This window comes from Qipengyuania sp. Mu-71 (assembly GCF_036867055.1).
In the GTDB taxonomy this organism is placed as follows: domain Bacteria; phylum Pseudomonadota; class Alphaproteobacteria; order Sphingomonadales; family Sphingomonadaceae; genus Qipengyuania; species Qipengyuania profunda.
The window spans coordinates 224,910-247,297 of record NZ_JBAJHR010000002.1 but is presented as its reverse complement, the minus strand read 5'-3'; the positions used below and the strand labels follow the sequence as shown (position 1 = coordinate 247,297).

At 65.2% G+C, this 22,388-nt stretch carries 26 protein-coding genes; 15 read left to right on the top strand and 11 right to left on the bottom strand.

Features of this window, described 5'->3' with window-relative positions; genetic code table 11:
- Positions 1 to 24: 24 nt before the first annotated feature.
- The gene (gene ggt / locus V6B15_RS12975) at positions 25 to 1,740 is read right to left on the bottom strand and encodes a gamma-glutamyltransferase (protein ID WP_334201542.1); all 1,716 of its coding nucleotides are present in this window, start codon (positions 1,738 to 1,740) and stop codon (positions 25 to 27) included.
- 10 nt (positions 1,741 to 1,750) lie between these two features.
- Complete coding sequence (locus V6B15_RS12970) at positions 1,751 to 2,779, bottom strand: quinone-dependent dihydroorotate dehydrogenase (RefSeq protein WP_334201541.1); 1,029 nt, start codon at positions 2,777 to 2,779, stop codon at positions 1,751 to 1,753.
- A gap of 373 nt (positions 2,780 to 3,152) precedes the next feature.
- Here V6B15_RS12970 and V6B15_RS12965 point away from each other — a divergent pair, with 373 nt between their 5' ends.
- The 9 genes from V6B15_RS12965 to V6B15_RS12925 all read left to right on the top strand — a co-directional run bounded on the left by V6B15_RS12965 (position 3,153) and on the right by V6B15_RS12925 (position 10,152).
- Entirely contained in the window at positions 3,153 to 4,052 is a 900-nt protein-coding gene (locus V6B15_RS12965) for a hypothetical protein (protein ID WP_334201540.1), read from the top strand.
- 91 nt (positions 4,053 to 4,143) lie between these two features.
- On the top strand, positions 4,144 to 4,554 hold the full coding sequence (locus V6B15_RS12960; protein ID WP_253521074.1) for an SUF system Fe-S cluster assembly regulator: 411 nt from the start codon (positions 4,144 to 4,146) through the stop codon (positions 4,552 to 4,554).
- Entirely contained in the window at positions 4,551 to 6,032 is a 1,482-nt protein-coding gene (gene sufB, locus V6B15_RS12955; protein ID WP_334201539.1) for a Fe-S cluster assembly protein SufB, read from the top strand. Before V6B15_RS12960 ends, sufB begins: the two co-directional genes overlap by 4 nt.
- On the top strand, positions 6,029 to 6,556 hold the full coding sequence (locus V6B15_RS12950) for a DUF559 domain-containing protein (protein ID WP_334201538.1): 528 nt from the start codon (positions 6,029 to 6,031) through the stop codon (positions 6,554 to 6,556). Before sufB ends, V6B15_RS12950 begins: the two co-directional genes overlap by 4 nt.
- A gap of 1 nt (position 6,557) precedes the next feature.
- Positions 6,558 to 7,319, top strand: coding sequence for a Fe-S cluster assembly ATPase SufC (sufC, locus tag V6B15_RS12945; protein ID WP_320181275.1), 762 nt, complete (start codon positions 6,558 to 6,560; stop codon positions 7,317 to 7,319).
- The gene (locus tag V6B15_RS12940; protein ID WP_334201537.1) at positions 7,312 to 8,070 is read left to right on the top strand and encodes a SufD family Fe-S cluster assembly protein; all 759 of its coding nucleotides are present in this window, start codon (positions 7,312 to 7,314) and stop codon (positions 8,068 to 8,070) included. Before sufC ends, V6B15_RS12940 begins: the two co-directional genes overlap by 8 nt.
- A 53-nt stretch (positions 8,071 to 8,123) precedes the next feature.
- Positions 8,124 to 9,296 (top strand): cysteine desulfurase, encoded by a 1,173-nt coding sequence (locus tag V6B15_RS12935; protein ID WP_334201713.1) that lies wholly within the window; start codon positions 8,124 to 8,126, stop codon positions 9,294 to 9,296.
- Positions 9,293 to 9,793, top strand: coding sequence for an SUF system Fe-S cluster assembly protein (locus V6B15_RS12930; protein ID WP_320181277.1), 501 nt, complete (start codon positions 9,293 to 9,295; stop codon positions 9,791 to 9,793). The genes V6B15_RS12935 and V6B15_RS12930 overlap by 4 nt, the downstream gene beginning before the upstream one ends.
- Complete coding sequence (locus V6B15_RS12925; RefSeq protein WP_334201536.1) at positions 9,793 to 10,152, top strand: HesB/IscA family protein; 360 nt, start codon at positions 9,793 to 9,795, stop codon at positions 10,150 to 10,152. Before V6B15_RS12930 ends, V6B15_RS12925 begins: the two co-directional genes overlap by 1 nt.
- A gap of 18 nt (positions 10,153 to 10,170) precedes the next feature.
- On the opposite strand, the gene V6B15_RS12920 is transcribed toward V6B15_RS12925, so the two are convergent.
- The 3 genes from V6B15_RS12920 to V6B15_RS12910 form a co-directional block, all read right to left on the bottom strand.
- Complete coding sequence (locus V6B15_RS12920) at positions 10,171 to 11,100, bottom strand: hypothetical protein (protein ID WP_334201535.1); 930 nt, start codon at positions 11,098 to 11,100, stop codon at positions 10,171 to 10,173.
- 61 nt (positions 11,101 to 11,161) lie between these two features.
- Complete coding sequence (locus V6B15_RS12915) at positions 11,162 to 11,584, bottom strand: hypothetical protein (RefSeq protein WP_334201534.1); 423 nt, start codon at positions 11,582 to 11,584, stop codon at positions 11,162 to 11,164.
- The gene (locus V6B15_RS12910; protein ID WP_334201533.1) at positions 11,577 to 12,269 is read right to left on the bottom strand and encodes an EI24 domain-containing protein; all 693 of its coding nucleotides are present in this window, start codon (positions 12,267 to 12,269) and stop codon (positions 11,577 to 11,579) included. Before V6B15_RS12910 ends, V6B15_RS12915 begins: the two co-directional genes overlap by 8 nt.
- 112 nt (positions 12,270 to 12,381) lie before the next feature.
- Here V6B15_RS12910 and V6B15_RS12905 point away from each other — a divergent pair, with 112 nt between their 5' ends.
- Positions 12,382 to 13,377: an adenosine kinase gene (locus V6B15_RS12905; protein ID WP_334201532.1), complete on the top strand. Its 996-nt coding sequence runs from the start codon at positions 12,382 to 12,384 to the stop codon at positions 13,375 to 13,377.
- A 164-nt stretch (positions 13,378 to 13,541) separates the two neighbouring features.
- Here the strand turns inward: V6B15_RS12905 and V6B15_RS12900 are convergent, their stop codons facing one another.
- Positions 13,542 to 14,690, bottom strand: coding sequence for a tetratricopeptide repeat protein (locus tag V6B15_RS12900; RefSeq protein ID WP_334201531.1), 1,149 nt, complete (start codon positions 14,688 to 14,690; stop codon positions 13,542 to 13,544).
- Between the two features lie 47 nt (positions 14,691 to 14,737).
- The gene (purD, locus tag V6B15_RS12895; RefSeq protein WP_334201530.1) at positions 14,738 to 16,012 is read right to left on the bottom strand and encodes a phosphoribosylamine--glycine ligase; all 1,275 of its coding nucleotides are present in this window, start codon (positions 16,010 to 16,012) and stop codon (positions 14,738 to 14,740) included.
- Between purD and xseA the strand changes: the two genes are divergently transcribed.
- The 4 genes from xseA (at position 16,011) to V6B15_RS12875 (ending at position 19,646) form a co-directional block, all read left to right on the top strand.
- Positions 16,011 to 17,468 (top strand): exodeoxyribonuclease VII large subunit, encoded by a 1,458-nt coding sequence (gene xseA / locus V6B15_RS12890; protein WP_334201529.1) that lies wholly within the window; start codon positions 16,011 to 16,013, stop codon positions 17,466 to 17,468. The genes purD and xseA overlap by 2 nt on opposite strands.
- 24 nt (positions 17,469 to 17,492) lie before the next feature.
- Positions 17,493 to 17,702 carry a DUF2093 domain-containing protein gene (locus tag V6B15_RS12885; protein ID WP_253521116.1) on the top strand — a complete coding sequence of 70 codons (210 nt, stop codon included), beginning with the start codon at positions 17,493 to 17,495 and terminating at the stop codon, positions 17,700 to 17,702.
- Positions 17,703 to 17,869: 167 nt separating this feature from the next.
- Positions 17,870 to 18,622: a M23 family metallopeptidase gene (locus V6B15_RS12880; RefSeq protein WP_334201528.1), complete on the top strand. Its 753-nt coding sequence runs from the start codon at positions 17,870 to 17,872 to the stop codon at positions 18,620 to 18,622.
- Positions 18,623 to 18,665: 43 nt separating this feature from the next.
- Positions 18,666 to 19,646 (top strand): esterase-like activity of phytase family protein, encoded by a 981-nt coding sequence (locus V6B15_RS12875; protein WP_334201527.1) that lies wholly within the window; start codon positions 18,666 to 18,668, stop codon positions 19,644 to 19,646.
- 56 nt (positions 19,647 to 19,702) lie between these two features.
- Here the strand turns inward: V6B15_RS12875 and rpmB are convergent, their stop codons facing one another.
- Positions 19,703 to 19,993: a 50S ribosomal protein L28 gene (rpmB, locus tag V6B15_RS12870; RefSeq protein WP_334201526.1), complete on the bottom strand. Its 291-nt coding sequence runs from the start codon at positions 19,991 to 19,993 to the stop codon at positions 19,703 to 19,705.
- 157 nt (positions 19,994 to 20,150) lie between these two features.
- Here rpmB and V6B15_RS12865 point away from each other — a divergent pair, with 157 nt between their 5' ends.
- Positions 20,151 to 20,606: a nucleoside deaminase gene (locus V6B15_RS12865; RefSeq protein ID WP_334201525.1), complete on the top strand. Its 456-nt coding sequence runs from the start codon at positions 20,151 to 20,153 to the stop codon at positions 20,604 to 20,606.
- A gap of 127 nt (positions 20,607 to 20,733) precedes the next feature.
- On the opposite strand, the gene V6B15_RS12860 is transcribed toward V6B15_RS12865, so the two are convergent.
- From V6B15_RS12860 to V6B15_RS12850, 3 genes are all read right to left on the bottom strand, one after another.
- A complete protein-coding gene (locus V6B15_RS12860) occupies positions 20,734 to 21,447 on the bottom strand; it encodes a ribonuclease T2 family protein (RefSeq protein ID WP_334201524.1) in 714 nt (237 codons plus the stop codon).
- Entirely contained in the window at positions 21,434 to 21,868 is a 435-nt protein-coding gene (locus V6B15_RS12855; protein WP_253521126.1) for a hypothetical protein, read from the bottom strand. Before V6B15_RS12855 ends, V6B15_RS12860 begins: the two co-directional genes overlap by 14 nt.
- A gap of 90 nt (positions 21,869 to 21,958) precedes the next feature.
- The gene (locus V6B15_RS12850; protein ID WP_334201523.1) at positions 21,959 to 22,384 is read right to left on the bottom strand and encodes a hypothetical protein; all 426 of its coding nucleotides are present in this window, start codon (positions 22,382 to 22,384) and stop codon (positions 21,959 to 21,961) included.
- Positions 22,385 to 22,388: the final 4 nt, after the last annotated feature.

The window sequence follows — 22,388 nt, the reverse complement described above, 5'->3', positions numbered from 1 at the left end:
CACACGGCAAGCGACCCGGCGGGGTCACGGTATCTCGATCTGTCCGGCAAGCCGCGGATCGCGCGCGCTGACCCAGCCCGATGGGCCACGCAGGACCGCGCCGCCCTTGACCGGCGCCTCGCGGACCAGCACGTCGGTGTGGCCCAGCGCCTCGAAGGCCGAGGCCTGCTCTTCGAGCCAGGTGCCTTGCTCGAGCAGGAGGCGGTCGCCGAAGGCCATGATGAAGGGAAGGCCAAGTATCTCTTCCGTCGACAGGCCGAAGTCGATCGCTCCGATGATGCTGCGCGCGGTCTGTACCGGGATGGTGCTGCCACCTGCTGCGCCGACCGCGAGGAAGGGTTCGCCCGTCGGATCCCAGACCACCACCGGCGCCATCGAACTGCGCGGGCGCTTGCCCCCTTCGACCCGGTTCGCGACCAGTCTGCCGTCGACGGTTGGCGAGCGGCTGAAATCGGTCAGCTCGTTATTGAGGAAAAAGCCGCCTGCCATCAGGCCGGACCCGAAAGCCCCCTCGATGGTCGAGGTATAGCTGATCATGGTGCGCTCGGCATCGACCACGGCGAAATGCGAGGTGCCGTGTTCCTCGGGCTCATCGCCATCGGCCAGCGCTGCCGGTGCGCCAGCAGGGACGCCGGCGGCGACTTCGGAAAGCGTGCTCCCCTCGCCGATCAGCGCGCTGCGCGCGGCGAGATAGCCGGGCTCGACCAGCCCCGCGACCGGTACCGAAACGTAATCGCTATCCGCCAGGTAAAGTTCGCGATCGGCATAGGCGAGCCGCTGCGATTCGACGAACAGATGCCAGGTGACCGGATTGCGCAGGCCCAGTTCGGCAAGGTCGAACCGTTCGAGCTGGCCGAGCATCTGTAGCACCGCGACACCGCCCGAAGTGGGCGGGCCCATCGTGCACACGCGATAAGCGCGATAGGTGCCGCACACGGCGTCGCGCAGCTTGGCTTCGTAACCAGTGATGTCCGCATAGGTCATCGCCCTTTCGCGCGGCGTGTCTGCCGCGACGGTCGCGGCGATTTCGCGCGCCAGAGATCCGCTGTAGAACGCCGATGGTCCCGCCGCAGCGATGGTCTCGAAGGTCTGCGCCAGCCGCTCGTTGGCGACCCGCGTGCCGACCGGCAGCGGATTACCCTGCGCATCGAAGAACAGCGCCCGTGCCTCGGCAGTATACGCCGAGCGGTTCCTTGCGCTCTCGAGCATGCCGTTGAGGCGCGCATTCATGTCGAAGCCTTCGCGGGCCAGGCGGATGGCGGGTTCGAACAGCTCGGCCCAGGCCAGCGTGCCATGCGCGGCATGTGCCTTGGCCGCCAGCGCGATACTACCCGGGACCCCCACCGAAAGCCCGCTGCGTACCGACTCGCCGCGCGGGGGCAGCGTGCCGTCTTCGTTGAAGAACCATTCGGGTGTGGCGCCTGCCGGGGCGGTTTCGCGGCCGTCGAATGTGCCTACCGTGCCATCGGCGCCGCCCCGGACCATGAAGCCGCCGCCGCCGATCCCCGAGCTTTGCGGTTCGACGACGGTCAGCGCCAGCATCACGGCGATCGCGGCATCGGTCGCACTCCCGCCGCGCGCGAGCATAGCTTCGCCCGCCGCCTGCGCGCGCGGATCCGCTGCCGAGACCGCACCCGCGAAGGTCGGAACCGGTTCGGCGGGCGAAGAAGCGAGAGGCGGGGTGGCGGAACAGCCGACGAGCGAGAGCGCCAGCAGCGAAGCGGAGAAGACCTTGTTCATCGCGGCGACGCTATTCACTTCCGACCGCTTCGGCAATCGAAGCGAAACCATCAAGTCGCATAAGCTCTTCGAGCCCGCGCAGGATCCGCCGCGGCAGGCCCGGCCCGCCGTAAACCATCGCGCTGTAGAGCTGGACCAAGCTCGCGCCTGCCCGGATACGCGCCCAGGCGTCCTCCGCGCTGGCAATTCCGCCCACCCCGACCAGTGGAATCGACCCGCCGGTGGCCGTGCGGAAGTCGCGCAATCGCTGCTGTGCGAGATCACGCAGGGGCGCGCCCGACAATCCGCCCGCCTCGCCTGCGTGGGGCGAAGCCAGCTGGGGGCGAGAGATGGTCGTATTCGAGACGATCAGCGCGCCCAGCTGCCGCTCGATCGCGATTCGCGCGATCGCGTCGATATCTGCCGGTTCGAGGTCGGGTGCCACTTTGAGAAACACCGGGGGCCCGCTGGGCCCGCGCGCCTCGATGACCGCGTCGAGCAGTCCTGCCAGCGCACTCTCGTCCTGCAAGGCGCGCAGGCCGGGCGTGTTCGGGCTGGAGATGTTGACCGCGAGATATGAGGCCAGCGGCGCCATGATGCGCGTCATCGTCACATAATCGGCGATGCGGTCCTCGCTGTCCTTATTGGCACCCACATTGACCCCGACGATGCCCGGGCGGCGCGCGCGGCGCTGCAACCGGTCGCGCGCCACTTCTGCGCCGCCATTGTTGAAGCCCATCCGGTTGATGACGGCGCGATCCTCGACCAGGCGGAACAGGCGCGGCTTGGGATTGCCAGCCTGGGGGCGCGGGGTAATCGAGCCGACCTCGGCAAAACCGAAGCCAAGGCCGAGCAATTGGTCGGGGACCTCGGCATCCTTGTCGAAGCCGGCTGCCATGCCGAGCGGATTAGGAAAGGTCAGCCCAGCGACATCGATCGCCAGCGGACCGGTCTGCGCCGGGCGCATGCGCGGAGCAAGGGTCAGCGCCCTGACCGTCAAGCGATGGGCGCGTTCGGGGTCGAGCGCGAAGAGGGCGGGGCGGGCCAGATCGAACAACATGCCGCGCGCCATGCCGTGCCGGCCACGCGCTGTCGAGCCGTGAAGCGTCCATCCGGTAGACCTGCGTTCGCGCGGAAAACGAAGAAAAATTCTGTCAGCCCACGGGCTGTCGCTTGCATACAATCAATTGATACAGACTCGGCGTAACACGCTCTTGCGACCCGAAGGGCTCGGAGCGATTTTGCAACGAGTTCTCGACTTCAAAGGGGGGGGACCTTGAGGGGTCGCCCCCTTTTTTTCTACCTACGCCCATCTGCCTGACGAACATTTGTTCTCGGCAGCATTGCGATCATGGTAAATTTGGCGTATTTTTACAATTCTTTGGCCGAAGTAGGGACGGAACAGGGGTTTGTCGGGTCTGCCAGGTGACGATGTGTCACACTCTTTCGAGTTCGTAGCGGCGCCGCCGGATCTCGCGCCCTATCTCAACTCGCTCTATATCTGGCGCAGCCCGGATGATCGGCTGGATGATGTTCTGCCCGCCTATTCGGGGCAGATGGTCGTTTTCGGGCGCGGCGTGGGCCGGATGCAGTTCGACGGCGGCGAAGTAGCCGAAACCAGCGATGCCTTCTTCCTTGCGCCGCTGTGCCAGGCGCGCAATTTCAGCGTCAGTGGGCCGGCGACCCTGTTCGGCGTCTCGCTCAATTTCCGCGGCTGGGCGGCCCTGTCGAGCCTGTCGGTGCACGATTACCACGATTGTTTCCTGCAACCCGAAATGGTCCTCGATGATTCGCCCGCGCAGGCCTTTGCCGCGCTGGGTGGGCGCTGGCGGGCAGGCGAACTGGGGGATCGGGAATTGCTCGACGCGATGACCGATGTCGTCCGGCGCGGGCTGTCGAAACTTCCCGAACAGCACCTGACGGTGATCGACCGGACGCTCGAATGGCTGTCGAGCTCGTTCAAGCCCGAATTGGAAGAGCTGTACGAACAGCTGCCCTATTCGAAACGCCAGGCACAGCGGCTGGTGGCGCAATTCTTCGGCCAATCGCCCGTGCGGCTGGTGCGCCGCTATCGGGCGGTGCGCGCCGCTACCTTGCTGGCGATGCCGCAATTGCCCGAAGAGATCGAAGCCGAGATCCGCGAGGCGTTTTACGACCAGGCGCATCTCATCAAGGAAATCCGCTTCTTCACCGGGCGCACCCCCAAGCGGCTCCAGCCAGCGGCGGGTTCGCCGATCAACGACATGCTCGGCCCCGATGGCTATGGCTCGGTCAATCTGTTCGGCTCGGGCGAAGCGGAACAGCTCGGCCGCAGCCCGCTCCACGACGCCTGAATGCTAACGACTCGCAACTAGGTCTTTCCCGTTGAAATGGGGGAGCTTGGCTCCTAATTGGCCAATCGGAACGAATTGGTCCGATTTAACTATGCGCCTGTCAAACCTTGCTGATTATGCCGTCGTCGCCATGTGCGCCGCATCGCGTCATTGCGGTGGGGGCAAGACGAGCGCGGCCGAACTGGCGGCGGAGACCGGCCTCCCGGTGCCCACGGTGCAGAAGCTGGTAAGCAAGCTGTCGGCCGCGGGTCTGCTGCGGTCGAGCCGCGGCGCCGGCGGCGGGCTGCAACTGGCACGCCCGGCCGCGGCGATCACCGTCGCCGATATCGTCGAGGCGGTTGAAGGACCAATCGCGCTGACCGCCTGCGTCGAGGGCGTCCAGTGTTCGGTCGAGCATGATTGCTCGGTCAAACCGCACTGGCCGGTCGTGAACGAAGCGGTGCGCGGCGCGCTGGCGGCGATCCCGCTGACCCAGCTGGCACGGACAAGAGAGATTGCATGAGCGAAGAATTGGACATCCAGGACCGCGAAGCGCGCGAAGCTGCCGAAAAGGCCGCCGAGTACGAACACGGCTGGTCGTCGGACATCGAGACCGAGTTTGCCGAAAAGGGCCTGACCGAGGACACGGTCCGCTTCATCAGCGCCAAGAAGGGCGAGCCCGAATGGATGCTCGACTGGCGGCTGAAGGCGTTCCGCCTGTGGCAGGAGATGGTGGAGCCCGACTGGGCGAAGATCGGCTATCCGGCGATCGATTACCAGAACGCCTATTACTACGCGGCGCCGAAGAAGAAGGTCGAACTCGAGTCGCTCGATGAACTCGACCCCGAGATCAAGCGCGTTTACGACAAGCTCGGCATCCCGCTCGGCGAGCAGGAAGTGCTGGCCGGCGTGAAGGGCGCCAAGAAGGTGGCCGTCGATGCCGTGTTCGACAGTGTCAGCGTTGCCACCAGTTTCCGCGAGGAGCTGAAGCTGGTGGGCGTCATTTTCCTGTCGATCAGCGAAGCGATTCGCGAATATCCCGACATGGTGCGCAAATGGCTCGGCAAGATCGTCCCGCAGCACGACAATTACTTTGCGACCTTGAACAGCGCGGTCTTCTCGGACGGCACCTTCGTCTATGTGCCCGAAGGCGTGCGCTGCCCGATGGAGCTCAGCACCTATTTCCGTATCAATGCAGAGAACACCGGCCAGTTCGAACGCACGCTGATCATTGCCGAGAAGGGCAGCTATGTCAGCTACCTCGAAGGCTGCACCGCGCCGATGCGCGACGAGAACCAGCTTCATGCCGCCGTGGTCGAGCTGGTCGCGCTCGAAGACGCCGAGATCAAATATTCGACCGTGCAGAACTGGTATCCCGGCAATGCCGAGGGCAAGGGCGGGATCTACAATTTCGTCACCAAGCGCGGCCTGTGCCAGGGCGCGCGCAGCAAGATCAGCTGGACGCAGGTCGAAACCGGCAGTGCGGTGACATGGAAATATCCCAGCTGCGTGCTCAACGGCGAAGACAGCGTGGGCGAATTCTACTCGGTCGCGGTGACCAACAATTACCAGCAGGCCGATACCGGTACCAAGATGATCCACAACGGCAAGGGCAGCCGCTCGACGATCATCTCGAAGGGAATCTCCGCCGGCAAGTCGAACAATACCTATCGTGGCATGGTCCGCGTGGCCGCCAACGCTGATGGGGTGCGCAATCGCACCGAATGCGATTCGCTGCTGATCGGCGACCAGTCGGGTGCGCACACCGTGCCCTATATCGAGGTGAAGAACCCCAGCGCGCAGATCGAGCATGAGGCGACCACCAGCAAGATCAGCGACGACCAGATGTTCTATGCCCAGCAGCGCGGCTTGGATGACGAGGAAGCGATGGCGCTGATCGTCAACGGTTTCGCCAAGGACGTGCTGAAGGAATTGCCGATGGAATTCGCCGTCGAAGCGCAGAAGCTGCTGGCGATCTCGCTCGAGGGGAGCGTGGGGTGACCGAACGCAAGACCCTCCAGATCCGCACGCCTTCGGCGGACGATGCCGCTCCCGCGCTCAAGAAAAAGGGCCGCGGCTGGGAAATCTCCGAGAAGCGGCTCGACAAGATCCACGAACACGCGCGCCATTTGCGGCGGCATGCGACTCCGGCGCACAAGGCGCTGGCCGCGCGTTTCGCCAAGGAAGACTTCGGCAAGTTCAAATTCACCCGCCACACCGTGGTCGGCTCGGCGATTCTCGATTTCGTGTCCCACCCGCTCGGGCTGGCGGTCGCGATCGACGAGGAAGGCCAGAACGACACGCTGGCCAAGCGCCGCGACAAGAGCCTTGCTGCGGTTGGCATGGAAGTGCTGCGGCTGCCCGCAGCGACGATCCTCGACGATGTCGAAGCGGCGATGCAGCCGATCTTCGCCGCGATGAATGCGCGCTACCGCGACAAGGAAAGCGCACGCCGCGAACACCAATCGAAATACGGCCCGACTCCTCGGCGCACCCGCCCGGTCCGTCGCGACGACAGGAAGTAATATGCTGAAAATCCACAATCTCCACGCCGAAATCGACGGCAAGACAATCCTCAACGGGCTGACACTCGAAATCCCCGCGGGCGAGGTTCATGCGATCATGGGCCCCAATGGTGCGGGCAAGTCGACCCTGGCCTATGTGCTGGGCGGACGGCCGGGCTACGAGGTGACCGAAGGTTCGGTCGAATTTATGGGACAGGATTTGCTCGCGCTGGAACCGCATGAACGCGCCGCTGCCGGCCTGTTCCTCGGCTTCCAGTACCCGGTCGAGATTCCCGGAGTCTCGAATCTGCAGTTCCTGCGCGAAGCGCTGAATTCGCAGCGCCGGGCGCGGGGTGAAGAACCGCTGACCGGCGGCGAATTCCTCAAGCTGGCCAAGGACAAGGCGGCGCTGCTCAAGCTCGACCCCGAAATGCTCAAGCGGCATGTCAATGTCGGCTTCTCGGGCGGCGAGAAGAAGCGAGCCGAAATGGTCCAGATGGGCATTCTCGACCCGCAATTCGCAGTGCTCGACGAAACCGATAGCGGTCTCGACATCGATGCGCTGCGCGTGGTCGGTGATGGCATCAACGCGATCATGCGCGATCCGGCCAAGGGCGTTCTGCTGATCACGCACTACCAGCGCCTGCTCGAAGTGGTGAAGCCCGACAAGGTATCGATCCTGTCGCAGGGCCGTATCGTCCGGACCGGTGGCCCCGAACTGGCCGTAGAGCTTGAAAACGAAGGCTATGATGCGATCATGTCCGCCGAGACTGCGCATGCCTGAGGCAGCCGAACTCCCCACCCGCCGCGATGAAGCGTGGCGTTATTCCGCGGTCGAACGGCTTCAGGGCGAAGCGCTCGACGACTGGCGCACGATCGATGTCGCCGCCGGCGAGACCGTTCACGAAACGCTCCTGATTGCCGATGGCGGCGACACCAGGCCGACCGAACTGCACCGGTGGCGCGTGACCGTGCGCGAAGGCGCGACCTGCGAGATCTTCGCGGTGCTTGCCGCGGCCGAATATGCCCGGCTCGAAATCGAGGTGACGCTGCACAAGGGCGCGCATTTCGAATTGGGCGGGATCACCGTCGGCGGCCGCGAAACCGTGCGGGAATTCGTCACCCGCACGATCCATGCCGAACCCGAGGCGACCAGCAACCAGACCGTTCGCGCGGTTCACTGGGGCCACGGCACGGGCAATTTCCTCGGCAATATCGATGTTGTGCGCGATGCGCAGAAGACCGATGCGGCGCAGGACTTCAAGGGGCTGCTGCTCGAGAAGGGCGCAACCGTGAACGCGGTGCCGCAGCTCGAAATCTTTGCCGATGATGTCAAATGCGCGCATGGCGCCAGCGTTGGCCAGCTCGATGAAACCGCGCGTTTCTACATGGCTGCACGCGGAGTTTCGCCCGATCTTGCCCGGCGCCTGCTGGTCCAGGCCTTCCTCGGTGACGCGCTGGTCGCGCTCGAGGATGACGAAAAGCGCGAGGCGATGCTGAAGGTCGCGCTCGACAAGGTCGACCGGGCGCTGTGAGCGAGGCTGCCACCCTTTTGCGCCCCAACGACATCAGGGCCGAATTCCCCGGCATGGTGACGGGCGATGGCCAGCCGTGGCATTATCTCGATACCGCCGCGACGGCGCAGAAGCCGCAAGCGGTGATCGATGCGATGACCCGCGCGCTGGGCGCAGATTACGCCACCGTCCACCGCGGGGTCTATGGCCGCAGCGCGCAGATGACGCTTGGCTACGAAGCCGCGCGTCGCCGCGTCGCCGCTTACATGGGCGCTGCCAGCGAACACGAAGTGGTGTTCGTGCGCGGCGCGACCGAGGCGATCAACCTCGTCGCGGCGAGCTGGGGCATGACCCATATCGGCGAAGGCGACCGCATCGTCCTCTCCACGCTCGAGCATCATTCGAATATCGTGCCCTGGCAGATGGTCGCCGAACGCACCGGTGCGCAGATCGACGTCTGCCCGCTGACCGAGGATGGCCGGATCGATCTGGGCGCGCTCGAAGCGCTGCTGACTCCGCGCACCAAGCTGGTCGCGCTGGCGCATGTCTCGAATGTGCTGGGCAGCGTGCTCGATGCCCGCGCCGCAGCCGATCTGGCGCATTCGGTGGGAGCGAAACTGCTGCTCGACGGGTGCCAGGCGGCGCCGCGCATGGCGCTCGACATGGCCGCGCTCGATTGCGATTTCTACGCCTTCTCGGGCCACAAGCTCTACGGTCCGACCGGGGTCGGCGTGCTGTGGGCGCGCGAGGACATCCTCGATGCCATGCCCCCGTGGCAGGGCGGCGGGGCGATGATCGACCGCGTCACCTTCGACAAGACCACCTATGCGCCGCCGCCGCAGCGGTTCGAAGCGGGCACACCGATGATCACCGAGGCGATCGCGCTGCATGCGGCGATCGACTATGTCGCCGCGCTTGGTCCCGATCGCCTGTTTGCGCATGAGGCCGCGCTCGCCAGGCAATTGCGCGACGCATTGCGCACACTCAATTCGGTGACGCTGTTCGGCCCCGAAGAAAGCGCCGGCATCGTCAGTTTCGCGATCGAGGGGGTTCACCCGCACGATCTCGGCACCATATTGGACGAAGAGAATGTCGCGATCCGGGCCGGGCACCATTGTGCACAGCCGCTGATGGACCATCTCGGCGTCCCCGCCACCGCCCGTGCCAGCTTCGGGCTCTACTCGGACGAAAGCGACATCGCTGCGCTGATGCGCGGCATCGAACGGACTCAGAGGATCTTCGGATGAACGACGATCAGAACAGTGATTTCATTGCCGCGCCCTCCCCTGCGGATGCGCTGGCTACCAAGCCGCCGCGCGCCCGTGTCGAGGACGCGGTCGATGCAGAAGAAACGCCGCGCGCCACCATGGAGCGCAAGCGCGACTATCTCGAAGGCTTCCTGCAGAAAAAGCCCGAAAACGTGCCCACAGGCGCGCCGGGCGGTGATCTCTACGAAGCGGTGATCGCTGCGCTCAAGGAAATCTTCGACCCGGAAATCCCGGTCAATATCTACGATCTGGGCCTGATCTACGGCGTCGAGGTCGATGACGAGAGCGATGTGACCGTCACCATGACGCTGACGACGCCACATTGCCCGGTGGCCGAAACCATGCCCGGCGAAGTCGAATTGCGCGCCGCCAGCGTGCCCGGCGTTCGCGATGCCGAGGTGAATCTGGTGTGGGACCCGCCCTGGGGCCCGGACAAGATGACCGACGAAGCCCGCCTCGAACTGGGGATGCTGTGATGAGCGATACCAAGACCCGCACCGCGCCCAAGGCGGCGGTCGTCCTGACCAAGGCCGCCGAACAGCGCGTCGCCGATCTGATGGCCAAGGCGCCCGAAGACGCCATCGGGGTCAAGTTGTCAACCCCGCGGCGGGGCTGCTCGGGCCTCGCCTACTCGGTCGATTATGTCACCGAGGAAGCCAAGTTCGACGAGAAGATCGAGACCCCCGGCGGGCTGTTCTTCATCGACAGCGCCAGCGTGCTCTACCTGATCGGGAGCACGATGGACTGGGTGGAGGACGATTTCACCGCGGGCTTCGTGTTCGAAAATCCCAACGCCAAGGGGGCGTGTGGCTGCGGCGAAAGCTTCATGGTCTAGCCGCCCACGATCGGCTGGTTACTCCTCGGCGAGAAAGTCGAGCAGCGCGCGCTCGTATTCGTCGACCCGGCCATCCGCATCGATCCGCGCGTCGAGCCATTCGCGCTCGCTATGCGTCACCTCATGCGCCGCGGCTACCCCCTCGGCACGCGTCGGCGCTTCTTCCTTGCGTCCGAACACCTTGCCGAATGCGTTGGGCGAAGCCTTGGCCATCCGGCCGAGAAACCCGCCCACGCTGCTGCGCGTATCGGTCATGAAGGCCTGCAGCTCGGCGGCGCGCTCGCGGCTGATCTGCGCATCGGGATTGCTGTAGCCCTGCAGGTAGTTGGCGATGCCCTGGACGAACAATTGCTTCCATTCAGGCGCATTGTCACCGCCCAGCGTCGCGTCCTTGAGGCGGAACAGCATGTCGGCTTCCTTGCGCCCGACGGCTGCGGGGCGTTCACTGGCAGGCGCGAAGATCGCGCGGCGCAGCAGCCGGGCCTCGGTCGCGTTGACATTGCCCGCTTCGAGCGTGCCGCCGTCGCGCGTTGGCCCGGTGCCCTCGAGCGCGGCGAGCTCCATTTGCGAGGTCGCGTAATCCTTGAGCGCTGCCGGCACGTTCTGCGCGCGTTCGAAAACGCGCACCAGCAGCTCGATTTCGGCCATGCTGCCGAACTGCCCGTCGGCATCGATCTGCATCATCAGCCAGCTGGCATTTTCGGGATCGACATAGCCTGTAGGGGCGCGCTGGTTGATGACATATTCGCCCAGCGCCTCGACGAAGAAATCGACCCATTCGGCGCTCTTTGTCGTCAGTTCGCGGTTGAGCGCGAAGATCGCTTCGGCTTCGGCCTGCGAAATCCGCCCGTCGGGCCATGCCTCGCGCCGCAGCGTCAGCACTTCCTCGGGGGTGATGACCCCATCCGCGCCGACTCTCTTGGCCAATTCGCCGAAATGCACGCTCATCTGGACCAGCTCCCGTAAAATCCTGGTCCGGCAAGCCTATCCCGGCTTGCTTAAGACGCGGTTAGCGGCGCAGTGCGCGCACGCAGGCGGCGCGGTCTACGTCGAGGCCGTCGCTGGCACGGCGGGCATCGACATAGGTGGCGCTCGGTTCGCCGCGCGGCTCGAGCGGGTAGAGATAGACATCGAGCACGCAGGCCTCGCCGACGAATTGCAGCTTCTTGGCATCGCCTTCCTTCACGGTCAGCCGCGGGGCACCGAACAGATTGGCGAGCGCGGTTTCATTGCGTCCGATCACGCTCTCCAGCCCGGGCACATTCATCACGCGCGGTGCGCGGAACGAGGGGGTGGCGGGCGCGACGCGCACCTCTTGCGGCGGCGGTGTGGCTCCGGGACGCGCGGCCGGAGCACCCGAAGGACCGGGCGCAACGGGTACGGTGGTGCAGGCTCCGAGCAGGGGCAACAGCAGCAGGGCGAACTTACGCATCGAGGTCTTTCTCACGGGCGCGGTGAACGAGGTGGGTGGCGCAGGCAGCGCCCATTATCGGGGCAAGGAGGTTGAGGAAAGGTATCGCGAGCAGCGCCACCACCACGCCGCCGAGCAGGAAACGCGTGAGTGCGCCGATCGGGGCCAGCTCGGCCGGATCGGCGCGGTGCCGCAGCCACACCATGTCGTGCAGTTCGCGCCCGACGAGATAGGCGTTGACCGTCCAGAAGACCGCCGCCGCGCCAATCCCCGTGACCAGCAAGAGACCTGCGATCGGCAGCGCCGCGGCATTGGCGAGCACGGTGCGCAGGAGCGAGCGCAGCGCATTGCCGACTTCTTCGGCGAGTGGCAGGTCGCGCAGGCTGTAGCGCGCCTGCGGATAATGCCGCGCCTCGACCGCGCGCACCACATCCTCGGCGAAGAACTGCAGCACGAACAGCGCCACCACCCGGAACAGGAACCAGCCGGCCAGGATCATCCCCAGCGCCGCGAGCAGCGCGCCCAGGCCCGAGGTGTCGGCGCTGGTCACACTGTCGATCGCGCGTTCGACCACGAGATAGAGCCCCGCGCCGCCAGCCGCGAAGATCGCCAAAGTCAGCAGCGCGGTCTTGCCCAGCACCCTGAGAATAGCCGGATCGCCAAGCTGACCGGCGGCAAGGGCAAGGGCACGGGGAAGCGACATCATCGGAGCCGGGGGATGCGCGCCGATATGGGGCAAGTCAACGCCGCCCTTGGCCAAACCCCGACGAGCCGCTAACCGCGCCCGACACACCGATTATCCCCTCCCCGGAGTACCCATGACCGAACCCCGTTACGACGTAATCGCCATCGGCAATGCCATCGTCGATGTGATGGCCCCCTGCGAAGAAGAGCTGATCGCCGAACTCGACCTCAACAAGGGCGGGATGACGCTGGTCGACGAAGACGGCGCCCGGCGGCTGTACGAGGCGATGGGGCCGGCGAAGGAGATTTCCGGGGGCTCGGCCGCCAATACGCTCGCGGGCATGTCCGCGCTGGGGGCGCAATGCGCATTCGTCGGGCAGGTCGCGACCGACCAGCTGGGCGACGTCTTCAGCCACGATATCCGTGCGGTGGGGATCGATTTCGACACGCCGGCGCGCGAAGGCCAGCCCTCGACCGCGCGCTGCCTCATCTTCGTCACCCCTGATGGCGAGCGGACGATGAACACCTTCCTCGGGGCAAGCCAGTTCCTCCCCCCCGCCGCGCTCGACGACGAACTGATCGCCAGCGCGGGCATCCTCTATCTCGAAGGGTATCTGTGGGACCCGGAAGAACCGCGCCGCGCAATGCGCCGCGCGATCGAGGTGGCACGCAATGCGTGCCGCAAGGTCGCCTTCACTGCCAGCGAGAGCTTCGTCATCGACCGCCATGGGGACGATTTTCGCGCGCTGATCGAGGAAGGGCAGATCGACATTCTCTTCGTTAATGAAAGCGAACTGGCGACGCTGACCGGCGAAGAGGATTTCGAGGCAGGGCTCGCCATGCTGCAGGACAAGGTCCCCGTGCTGGTTGCTACGCGCAGCGCCAAGGGCGCCGTAGGCATTGCCAATGGCGCGCGCGCCGAGGTTGCCGCCGAACCGATCGACAAGGTCGTCGACACCACCGGCGCGGGCGATCTCTTCGCGGCGGGCTTCCTCACCGGTCATGCGCGCGGCGAAACCCTCGAAACCTGCCTGCGCATGGGCGCCATCTGCGCCGCCGAAATCATCTCACACTACGGCGCGCGCAGCGAAGCGGACCTCAAGGCGCTGGTTGCCGATAAGCTGGGCTAAGCAATCCGGCGGGCCCTCGCACCGCGCCGGCTTCCGAGTCGGGGCGGTGCTTCTCGCGGCAAGTCGCGCTGCGTTAAAGTTGAGCGAGGCACAGCCGAACGCCCGAGATGCCCTAGTGGTCTGAGATACACATCGGTGTCAGTCCGAATGAGGCTGGCGTCCCGCTAGTTTCCGGCTTCAAGCGCAATCGATCGGTCGTCATCATCGCGCGCAAGGTCGTTCTCGCCGATCTCCCAATATGCATCTGCGCGTAGGCGAAGAGCGAAATAGTCATCCGGATCGATCTCCAATGCTTGGGATAGATAATCGATAGATTCCCGGTGTTTCTGCCTATTACGAGCAAGAACTGCCTTGCCATGCAGTACAACGACCCACCCGGGCTGGTTCTTGCCCACCCGGTGGAAATCATTTTGCGCATTTAGCTCGTCATCCATCCAAGCATAGGCGAGGCCGCGATTGGCAAGCGCGTAAGGATGATCCGGAACGCGGTTGTGCAAGAGCGTGAAATCCTCGACAGCCTCTTCAAACCGACCGAGATCGAGGTTTGCGAGGCCTCTCTCTAGGTAAGCTCTGTCATTCTCTGGCCGAATGGCAAGGGAGGCATTCAGATCTTCGATTGCGTTTGGCAAGTCACGCAACTCGCGGTGAATAAGTGCACGGTTGAAAAGCGCATAAGAGTCACCAGGCTCAAGCTCGATCGCTTTGGAATAGTCCAGCAAGGCGAGGTGATTATTGCCGAGCCGGTGATGGACGCGGCCTCGATCTCCGAGCAAGTCCGCCCGCTTTTCAACGTCGAGATCGTGATCGGCCAGCATCGCGTTGCAGGTCGCCACGGCTTCGAAGAGTTCCTCCTCGTCGCCATTATAGTCGCACGCAGGTTTGGTGTTGCCGTAGACTATTCCAAGGGAACCGACAGTGAGCGCCAATCCGATGGCGCCGTTCCAGATGAGCGACGCCCAATATCGCCTGGGTTGTTCGGCCCGCGAGTAGGATCTGGATGATCCGCGAATGAGCGGGCGGATCTCGCCATTCCGCCAGCCTGGGACCACAGTCCCCAAGGCATAGCTGCCTACAGCTCCGAGCAAGGCGGGTGCCAGCCATTCGGATCGGGCGAAATCCTCCGCCCACTCAGTGAAGGCAAACCCACCGATGGCTAGCAATCCCGTCAGAGAAGCCAAGCAGAACAGCAAGTGGCGCCCGGACTTCCAGCTCAAGTCTTCCGGCGGTAGTGTAATATCACGCGGTGTCAGGCCGTGGGTGAAATAGCGCCAGACATATGCCGCGGGTGCAAGGGCGGAAACGGCCAGAGGCAAGGCAATCCAAGCCTGTGGAGGTATAGCATCCACGATCACAAACCGAATTACCCGCGTTCCCGCCGCACCTCACGTTGGCCGATGTCGCGGCGGCAGAAGCCGTCGGGGAAGGTGATCGCGTCGACCGCTTCATAGGCTTTTGCCTGCGCTTCGGTCGCGCTTGCTCCGCGCGCGGTGACGTTGAGCACGCGGCCGCCGCTGCTGGTCAGCGTCTCGCCTTCGAGTTTCGTGCCGGCGTGGAAGACCTTGGCGCCGGCGGCCTCGGCCTCGCCCAGATCGATCGTGCCGCCCTTCCTGGGCGTGCCGGGATAGCCGTCCGCCGCCATCACCACGGTCAGCGCGAAATCGCTGGATAGCACCGGTTCGGCGATGTCGCCCAACCGTCCTTGCGCGCAGGCCTGCATCAGTTCGACGAGATCGCTTTCGAGCCGCATCATCAGCACCTGGCATTCAGGGTCGCCGAAGCGCGCATTGTATTCGATCAGCTGCGGGCCGTCTTTGGTCAGCATCAGCCCGGCATAGAGCACACCCGAATAGGGCGTACCCTCGGCGGCCATGGTGCGCACGGTCGGCTCGACGATCTCGCGCATGACCTGGGCCTGTAGCGCTTCGCTCAGCACCGGGGCGGGCGAATAGGCGCCCATGCCGCCGGTGTTTGGTCCGGTATCGCCTGCGCCCACGCGCTTGTGATCCTGAGCGGTGCCGATGGGGACGATCGCGGTGCCATCGGTCAGCGCGAAGAAGCTGGCTTCCTCGCCCATCAGGAACTGCTCGATTACCACTTCGCTGCCCGCGCTGCCGAACTTGCCGTCGAACATTTCGTCGAGCGCATGCTGCGCCTCTTCGCGCGTTTCGGCGATGACCACGCCTTTGCCCGCGGCAAGACCGTCGGCCTTGAGCACGAAGGGCGGGTCGAACTTCTTGAGCGCGCCCCAGGCCGCTTCGAGCGAGGTGCAGCGCTCGTAGCGGGCGGTGGGGATATTGGCGCGGCGGCACAATTCCTTGGTGAAGCCCTTGCTGCCTTCGAGCTGCGCGGCTTCGCGTGAAGGGCCGAAGGTGTCGATCCCCGCGGCGCGCAAGCTATCTGCCAGCCCATCGACCAGCGGGGCTTCGGGACCGATCACGACGAGACCGATGTCGTTCTTGCGCACGAATTCGACCACCGCCTCGTGGTCCCCCGCGTCGAGCGCGATGCATTCGGCATGTTGTGCGATGCCCGGGTTGCCCGGTGCCGCCCACAGCTTGTCGCACAGCGGCGATTGCGCCAGTTTCCACGCTAACGCATGTTCACGCCCGCCCGACCCGAGCAAAAGGATATTCATGGCCGACCACTTCCCGTCCACTGCAGATGATGCGAGCTTGGTAGCGAAGGGCCGCACGGGCGACAACGCCGAGCCGTTGACGGTGAGCGAAATATCCCAGGCGCTCAAACGCACGGTCGAGGACCGCTTCGGCTTCGTCCGCCTGCGCGGCGAGCTTTCGGGCGTGAAGCGCGCTGCCAGCGGGCATCTGTATTGCGCGCTCAAGGACGAAAAGGCGGTGATTGACGGGGTGATGTGGCGCGGCAATACCGAGCGTCTGCCCTTCGCTCCCGAAGACGGGCTCGAAGTGGTCGCTTCGGGCAAGCTCACCACCTATCCGGGCCGCTCGAAGTACCAGATCGTGATCGAGCGGATGGAACTGGCGGGCGAAGGTGCGCTGCTGGCGCTGCTCGAGAAGACCCGCGCGCGGCTGGCGGCGGAAGGGCTGTTCGATGCCGGGCGCAAACAGCCGCTCCCCTTCCTGCCGCGCACCATCGGTGTGGTCACCTCGCCCACCGGCGCGGTGATTCGCGATATCCTCCACCGGCTGGCGGATCGTTTTCCCACCCGCGTCGTGGTCTGGCCCGTGCTGGTGCAGGGGCAGGGCGCAGCCGCGCAGGTCGCGGGCGCAGTGCGCGGCTTCGCCGCCATGCCCGAAGGCCACCCTGATCGCCCCGACCTCGTCATCGTCGCGCGCGGCGGCGGGTCGATCGAGGATCTGTGGAGCTTCAACGAGGAAGAGGTGGTGCGCGCCATCGCCGACTGCCCGATCCCGACAATGAGCGCGGTCGGGCACGAGACCGATACCACGCTGGCAGATTATGCTGCCGACCGCCGTGCGCCGACGCCCACCGCCGCGGCCGAGATCGCCGTGCCGGTGCGCGCCGAGCTCGCGGCAACCTTGAAGGATTTCGAAGGGCGCAAGGAACGCGCGATCCTGCGCCCGGTGCAGCTGGGGCGCGAGCGGCTGGAAGCACGCGTCCAGCGCCTGCCGACCCGCGAGGCCTTGCTGCAACCACAGGCCCAGCGGCTCGACGATCTGGCCGAGCGCCTGCGCCGCGGCCTGCGCGATCGCGCGGCGCAGGGGCGCGAGCGGCTTGGCAATCTGCGACTGTCGCCCGCCGCGCTTGACCGCAATCTGCGCGAGGCCCGCCGCGCACTGGCGGGGCAGAAGCTGGTGCCTGCGCTGGTCGAACGTCCGCTGGCCGAGCGGCGCGAGCGGCTGGCCGCGCTGGCACGGCTGGCCGAGCAGCTTCATCCCGACCGCCCCCTGGCACGCGGCTATGTGCGCGTCACCGGACCCGACGGGCGGACCATCACCGACCGGGCGGCGGCGGCGCAGGAGGCGTCACTTACGCTCAAGTTTCGCGACGGTGAGCTCGAAGTGGGTACCGGCGGCGATACCCCGCCTCCCGCGCCGCGTCGCAAACCGCGCAAATCCGGAACCCCGCCGAAGCAGGATGATTTGTTCGGTTAGGCCGGACCTGCTAGGAATTGCACCATGCTGATGAACAAAAATTCGGGCCCGCCGAAAGGCGAGGCGAAGCTGCAATACGGCCCTTCCGGCTTTCGCGTGCTACGCGCGGGCAACCATGTCTTTTGCGCGATGAGCGGGGTGCCGATCCCGCTCGACGAGCTGCGCTATTGGTCGGTCCAGCACCAGGAAGCCTATGCCAGCGCCCAGCTCGCGACCGAGCGACTGGCCCCGTGAACTGGATGCGGGTCGCGCCGCTCCTGCTTCTCGGAACCGCATGCGTTCCCGCCGCCACGCCGGAGCCCGCTCCGCCATCGCGGACGACCGAAGTGGTGCAGCCGGTCCGCGCTACGCCGACGCCAGGTCCGACGCCTACGGTCACGCCGACTCCCTCACGCCCTGCGGTGTTCACCTTCGATGGCGCGCTCGAACAGGGCGGCTGGATAAGGGGCACGGTTCCCGGCGGTACCAGCGAAGCCATGCTCGGCGAGGAGGAGCTGGCGTTCGACGATGAGGGCCGGTTCTTCGCCGCCTTCGACCGCGATGCCCCCGCTGCGATGACGCTGACTGCCAAACTGGTTCACGGGGGCACGATCGATAGCCCGCTGGCGATCGCGCCACGCGGCTGGGACATCGAGCACGTCAATGTGGCTCGGCGAACGGGCGGTTCGTCGGCATCCTTCATGCGGCGCCGCCAACCCGAACTTGATGCGATCTGGAATGCCCGGCTGGAAGAAACCAGGGCGCAAGGCTGGCGGCAGGACTTCGTCTGGCCGGTCAAGGGGCGCATTTCGGGCCGGTTCGGGTCGCAGCGTATCTATCGCGGCGAACCGGGCAGCTATCACTCGGGGATCGATATCGCCACCGGCGGTGCCGGCACCCCCTATGTCGCCCCCGCCGATGGCGTGGTGGTGCTCGCAGCGGATGATTTCAGCCTCGAGGGCAAGCTGCTGATCATCGACCACGGACAGGGGCTCAACAGCGCCTTTCTGCACAGCGCGCGGCTCTACGTAGGCGAGGGCGATATGGTCCGGCAGGGCCAGCATATCGGCGACATCGGCTCATCCGGCCGCGCCACCGGCCCCCATCTCCACTGGAGCCTCAAATGGCGCAATGCGCGACTCGACCCGTTGTTGTTCACCGGACCGATGCGCTGAGCGCTTGACGCGCGCAGTGTGGCGAACAAGAGGGCCGACATCCATGCGCCGCTCGCGTCTTCTCCTTGCCGTCCTGCTGGCTGGCATGATCGCTCCTGGCACGTGGCTACGCACGCCTGAACCCCCGCGCGACTTGCGGCGGCTGGCCACAGCCACTGCCATCGCATTCGAATCGACCCGCACGGGCCCCTTCACCCTTGCGGGTGCATGGGAAATGACCGGTCACCGCAAACAGTTCGGCGGCTTCTCGGCATTGGTAACGCTTGATGGAGATCGCTTCCTGGCGGGCAGCGACACTGGGCGCAGGCTCGTGTTCGAACGCCCCGATCGCAGCACCTTGCCCGGCGTGCTCGAGCGTTTCGGAGACGATCAGGCGGGCGGGAAGGAAGGACGCGATCTCGAATCCCTCGCGATCGATCCCGATAGCGGGACCGTCTGGGGCGGCTATGAATTTCGCAAATCGATCATTCGCTTCCATGCTGATTTGAGGGTCGACGAGGAAGTAAGTCCGCCACTGATGCGTGACTGGGGCGGAAATTCGGGGGCCGAGGCACTGGTCCGTTTTGCCGATGGCCGGTTCCTGGTGATCGAGGAGCGTCCTCTGCGCTGGCGCGAGTCGCGCCATGTCGCGCTCCTTTTCGCCACCGATCCTATCGACGATGCCGATCCCGAAAGCGTGCGCGTGGACATCCCGGGGGGCTACCGGCCCGTCGATGCCACGCCGCTGGAGGACGGGCGGGCGCTGATTCTGCTGCGCCGCATTGCCCTGGGCATTCCGCCCGGATTCGAAACCGCGATTGCGGCAATCGATATCGACCGGCGCACTGCAGACGGCAGGATCCCTGCCCGCCTGCTGGCCGAATTCGGTACTGCGATCCCGCAGGACAATTACGAAGGAATGACCATCACCGACGATGCCGACGGACGGCATGTCTGGCTGATCTCGGACGACAACTTCATGGCGCTGCAGCGGACACTGCTGCTCAAATTGCGCTGGGACCAACGCGAAAAGGCGCGCGAGTAGCCTCGCGCGCCTTTCGATCCAGCGTAGATACCCTGGCGCCGAAGCGCCTTGACGGCTTACGCGGTAGCGAGATTCGCCTTCTTCAGCTCGCGCTTCACCTTGAGCGCGTTGGCCGAGAGCTTCTCGTCGCTGGTCTTGAGCAGCCAGTTGTCGAGACCGCCATTGTGCTCGACCGAACGCAGACCCTGGGTCGATACGCGGAACTTGAAGCTGCGATCGAGCTTCTCGCTCATCAGCGTCACGTTCTGCAGGTTCGGCAGAAAGACCCGCTTGGTCTTGTTGTTGGCGTGGCTCACATTGTGACCGACCTGGCGGCCCTTGCCGGTGAGTTCGCAAATGCGCGACATGATACGTCTCTCGTTCAAATGGCTGGGCGAGTTCCCTTGGCCGCTGCTGCGGGGCGGGGGCTCGTGTTTGTCCCGGAAAGCGGCGCGCATAGCGGCGAGCTTGCGAATCGTCAAGCACGTTGCACCCGCGCCCACCGGGGGCTAGCGCCTTGCCGATATGGCCAGTTGGACCCTTCCGCAACCCATGGAGCGCGCGCTCGAGCTTGCCGCGCAGTCTGCTGCAGCGGGCGAAGTGCCCGTCGGCGCCGTGATAACCCGCGGCGGGGAGATCCTGGCGGAAGCGCACAACGCCCCGCGTGAAACGCGAGACCCCACAGCCCATGCCGAAGTGCTCGCGATCCGCCGCGCGGCCGGAGCGCTGGGCGAGGAGCGGCTGACCGATTGCGAATTGTGGGTGACGCTGGAGCCCTGCGCGATGTGCGCGGGCGCGATCGTCCACGCGCGGATCGGCAAGCTCTATTACGCCGCCAGCGACCCTAAGGGCGGCGCGGTCGAACACGGCGCGCGCGTACTCGATCATCCACAATGCCTGCACCGGCCTGAGGTCTACGCGGGCATGGGAGAAGCGCGCGCGGCAGAACTCTTGCGCGCGTTTTTCAGCGACCGGCGGTGATCTGAAGGCAGCTATCCTTCGTCTGAAATCGACCGGATGAGGACTCTCTTGGCGACGTGGGTCGTCCGAATGTAGGAGCCGCTCCGATTGCCCTCGACCGTTGAAGGCAGCCGCAAAGCGAAACTCGCTAGAGGCCCCGCCAGATCTTCGCGGGGGCTTCATCGCGTGCGCCAAAGCGGGTGCGATCGCAGGCTTTCGGCATGAAGCGCTTGTCGTAACACAGCCGCAATTCTTCCAGCCAGCCGCGCGCGTTGAGCTTTACTCCCACCGCTTCATGCACCCAGCCGCGATTGGCATCGACAAAGCGCGTGCGGATGGTGCCTGCAGTCAGATCGTCCTCGCGGCTGACGCGGTCGTAATCGGGGATGCGCAGCCCCTCCCACAGAATGCGGGTGACCTTGAAGTAAGTCGCGGGGTTCTGGGCCATGCAACTGCCGTGCTTGGCCCATTGGCGCGCGATCAGCGCTGCGGAGGGCGAGATGCACATATTGGCAGCGGCCTCGCGCGGTCGCGGTTGTCGCTGGGCGGAGCACCATTGCGGCCAGCTACGCCCGCTGTCGGGCCACAATCCGTGCACCACGAGGCCGAACATCCCCGCCCGCCCGCTGCATTGGCGCGCATGGCGCGGCTGCCCCTTGCGCGGCTTGCAGAATTCGGGGCTCCAGCTCAGCGCCAGCGTATAGCCGGTGACCGGGAGCGGACGCGGTGCTGCATCGGGCCGGACTTGTGGTACCTGCACCGTGCGCGGGAGGTTGCATTGATAGTGCTGCGCCGCCAGCGGGGGGGCATGGGCCAGCATGCCGGCGAGCGTCAGTAGCGACAGCCGCCTAAGGAGCGACACGGTCGCGGGGATCTTCCGCAAACCACTGCCGTGCGTCGGCACGAAACAGCACGATCACGGCCGCCCCCGCCACCAGGCTTGCCGCAAGGTCGACAAAACCGGCGAGGTGCGGCCCCAGCGCCGCGAAGGCGAGATAGTTCTGGAACAGGGCGTAGAGCACGACCAGCGCCAGTAGGTAGCGCACCATCCCCATGCGCAAGAGCGAAATGGTGGCCCAGACGATGCTGGCGAGCAGTGCAAAAATGAACAGCGACGCGATCACCATCCAGATTGCCATGCCCCGTGCGCCGCCGCCCTCGCCGCCAAAATCGATAAGCGCGCGTTCCTCGAGGTTTCCGAAACTCAGCACCGCCGAGACGAGCACCAGCAGTGCCGCAAGCGGGAACAACACATCGAACAGTTTGATCGAACCTGGTTTCACCCCAATTTCCCCTTAGAAACCCCGCAAAAGCCGGAATGGATGTATTACATTGCGGCGCGTATAGCGACCGCCGCGTGCGAAAAGGCGGACCTATTCGGCTCCGTTTCCGCCCTTCTTTTCGGCAAACCACGCGGTGGCATCGGGCTGGAAAAGAAACCAGATGGCCAGGACCGTCATCACCGTGCTGACGAGCCCCCAGACCATCGTCGCGTCGAAGTTGGTGACGATGGCGACCCCCGAGGTCACTACCGACCACGCGGTGAGGACGACAAGCAGCCACTTGGCCAGCCCGATCCGCAGGACGGAGATCATGAACCACAGCGCGAGGCTGATCGCGATGCCGAACAATACACCCGCGATCAATACGCCCGCGCCCATGTCGGCATAGCCCTGGCCTGCCAAATCGGCTTCTGTGAGGCTGGCGATCGCGCCATAATTGAGCGCCACCCCGAGCAATCCGATCGCGACCGATCCGAGATAGAGCCAGTCGAACTTCCTGATTGATGCCGGTTTCATGCGA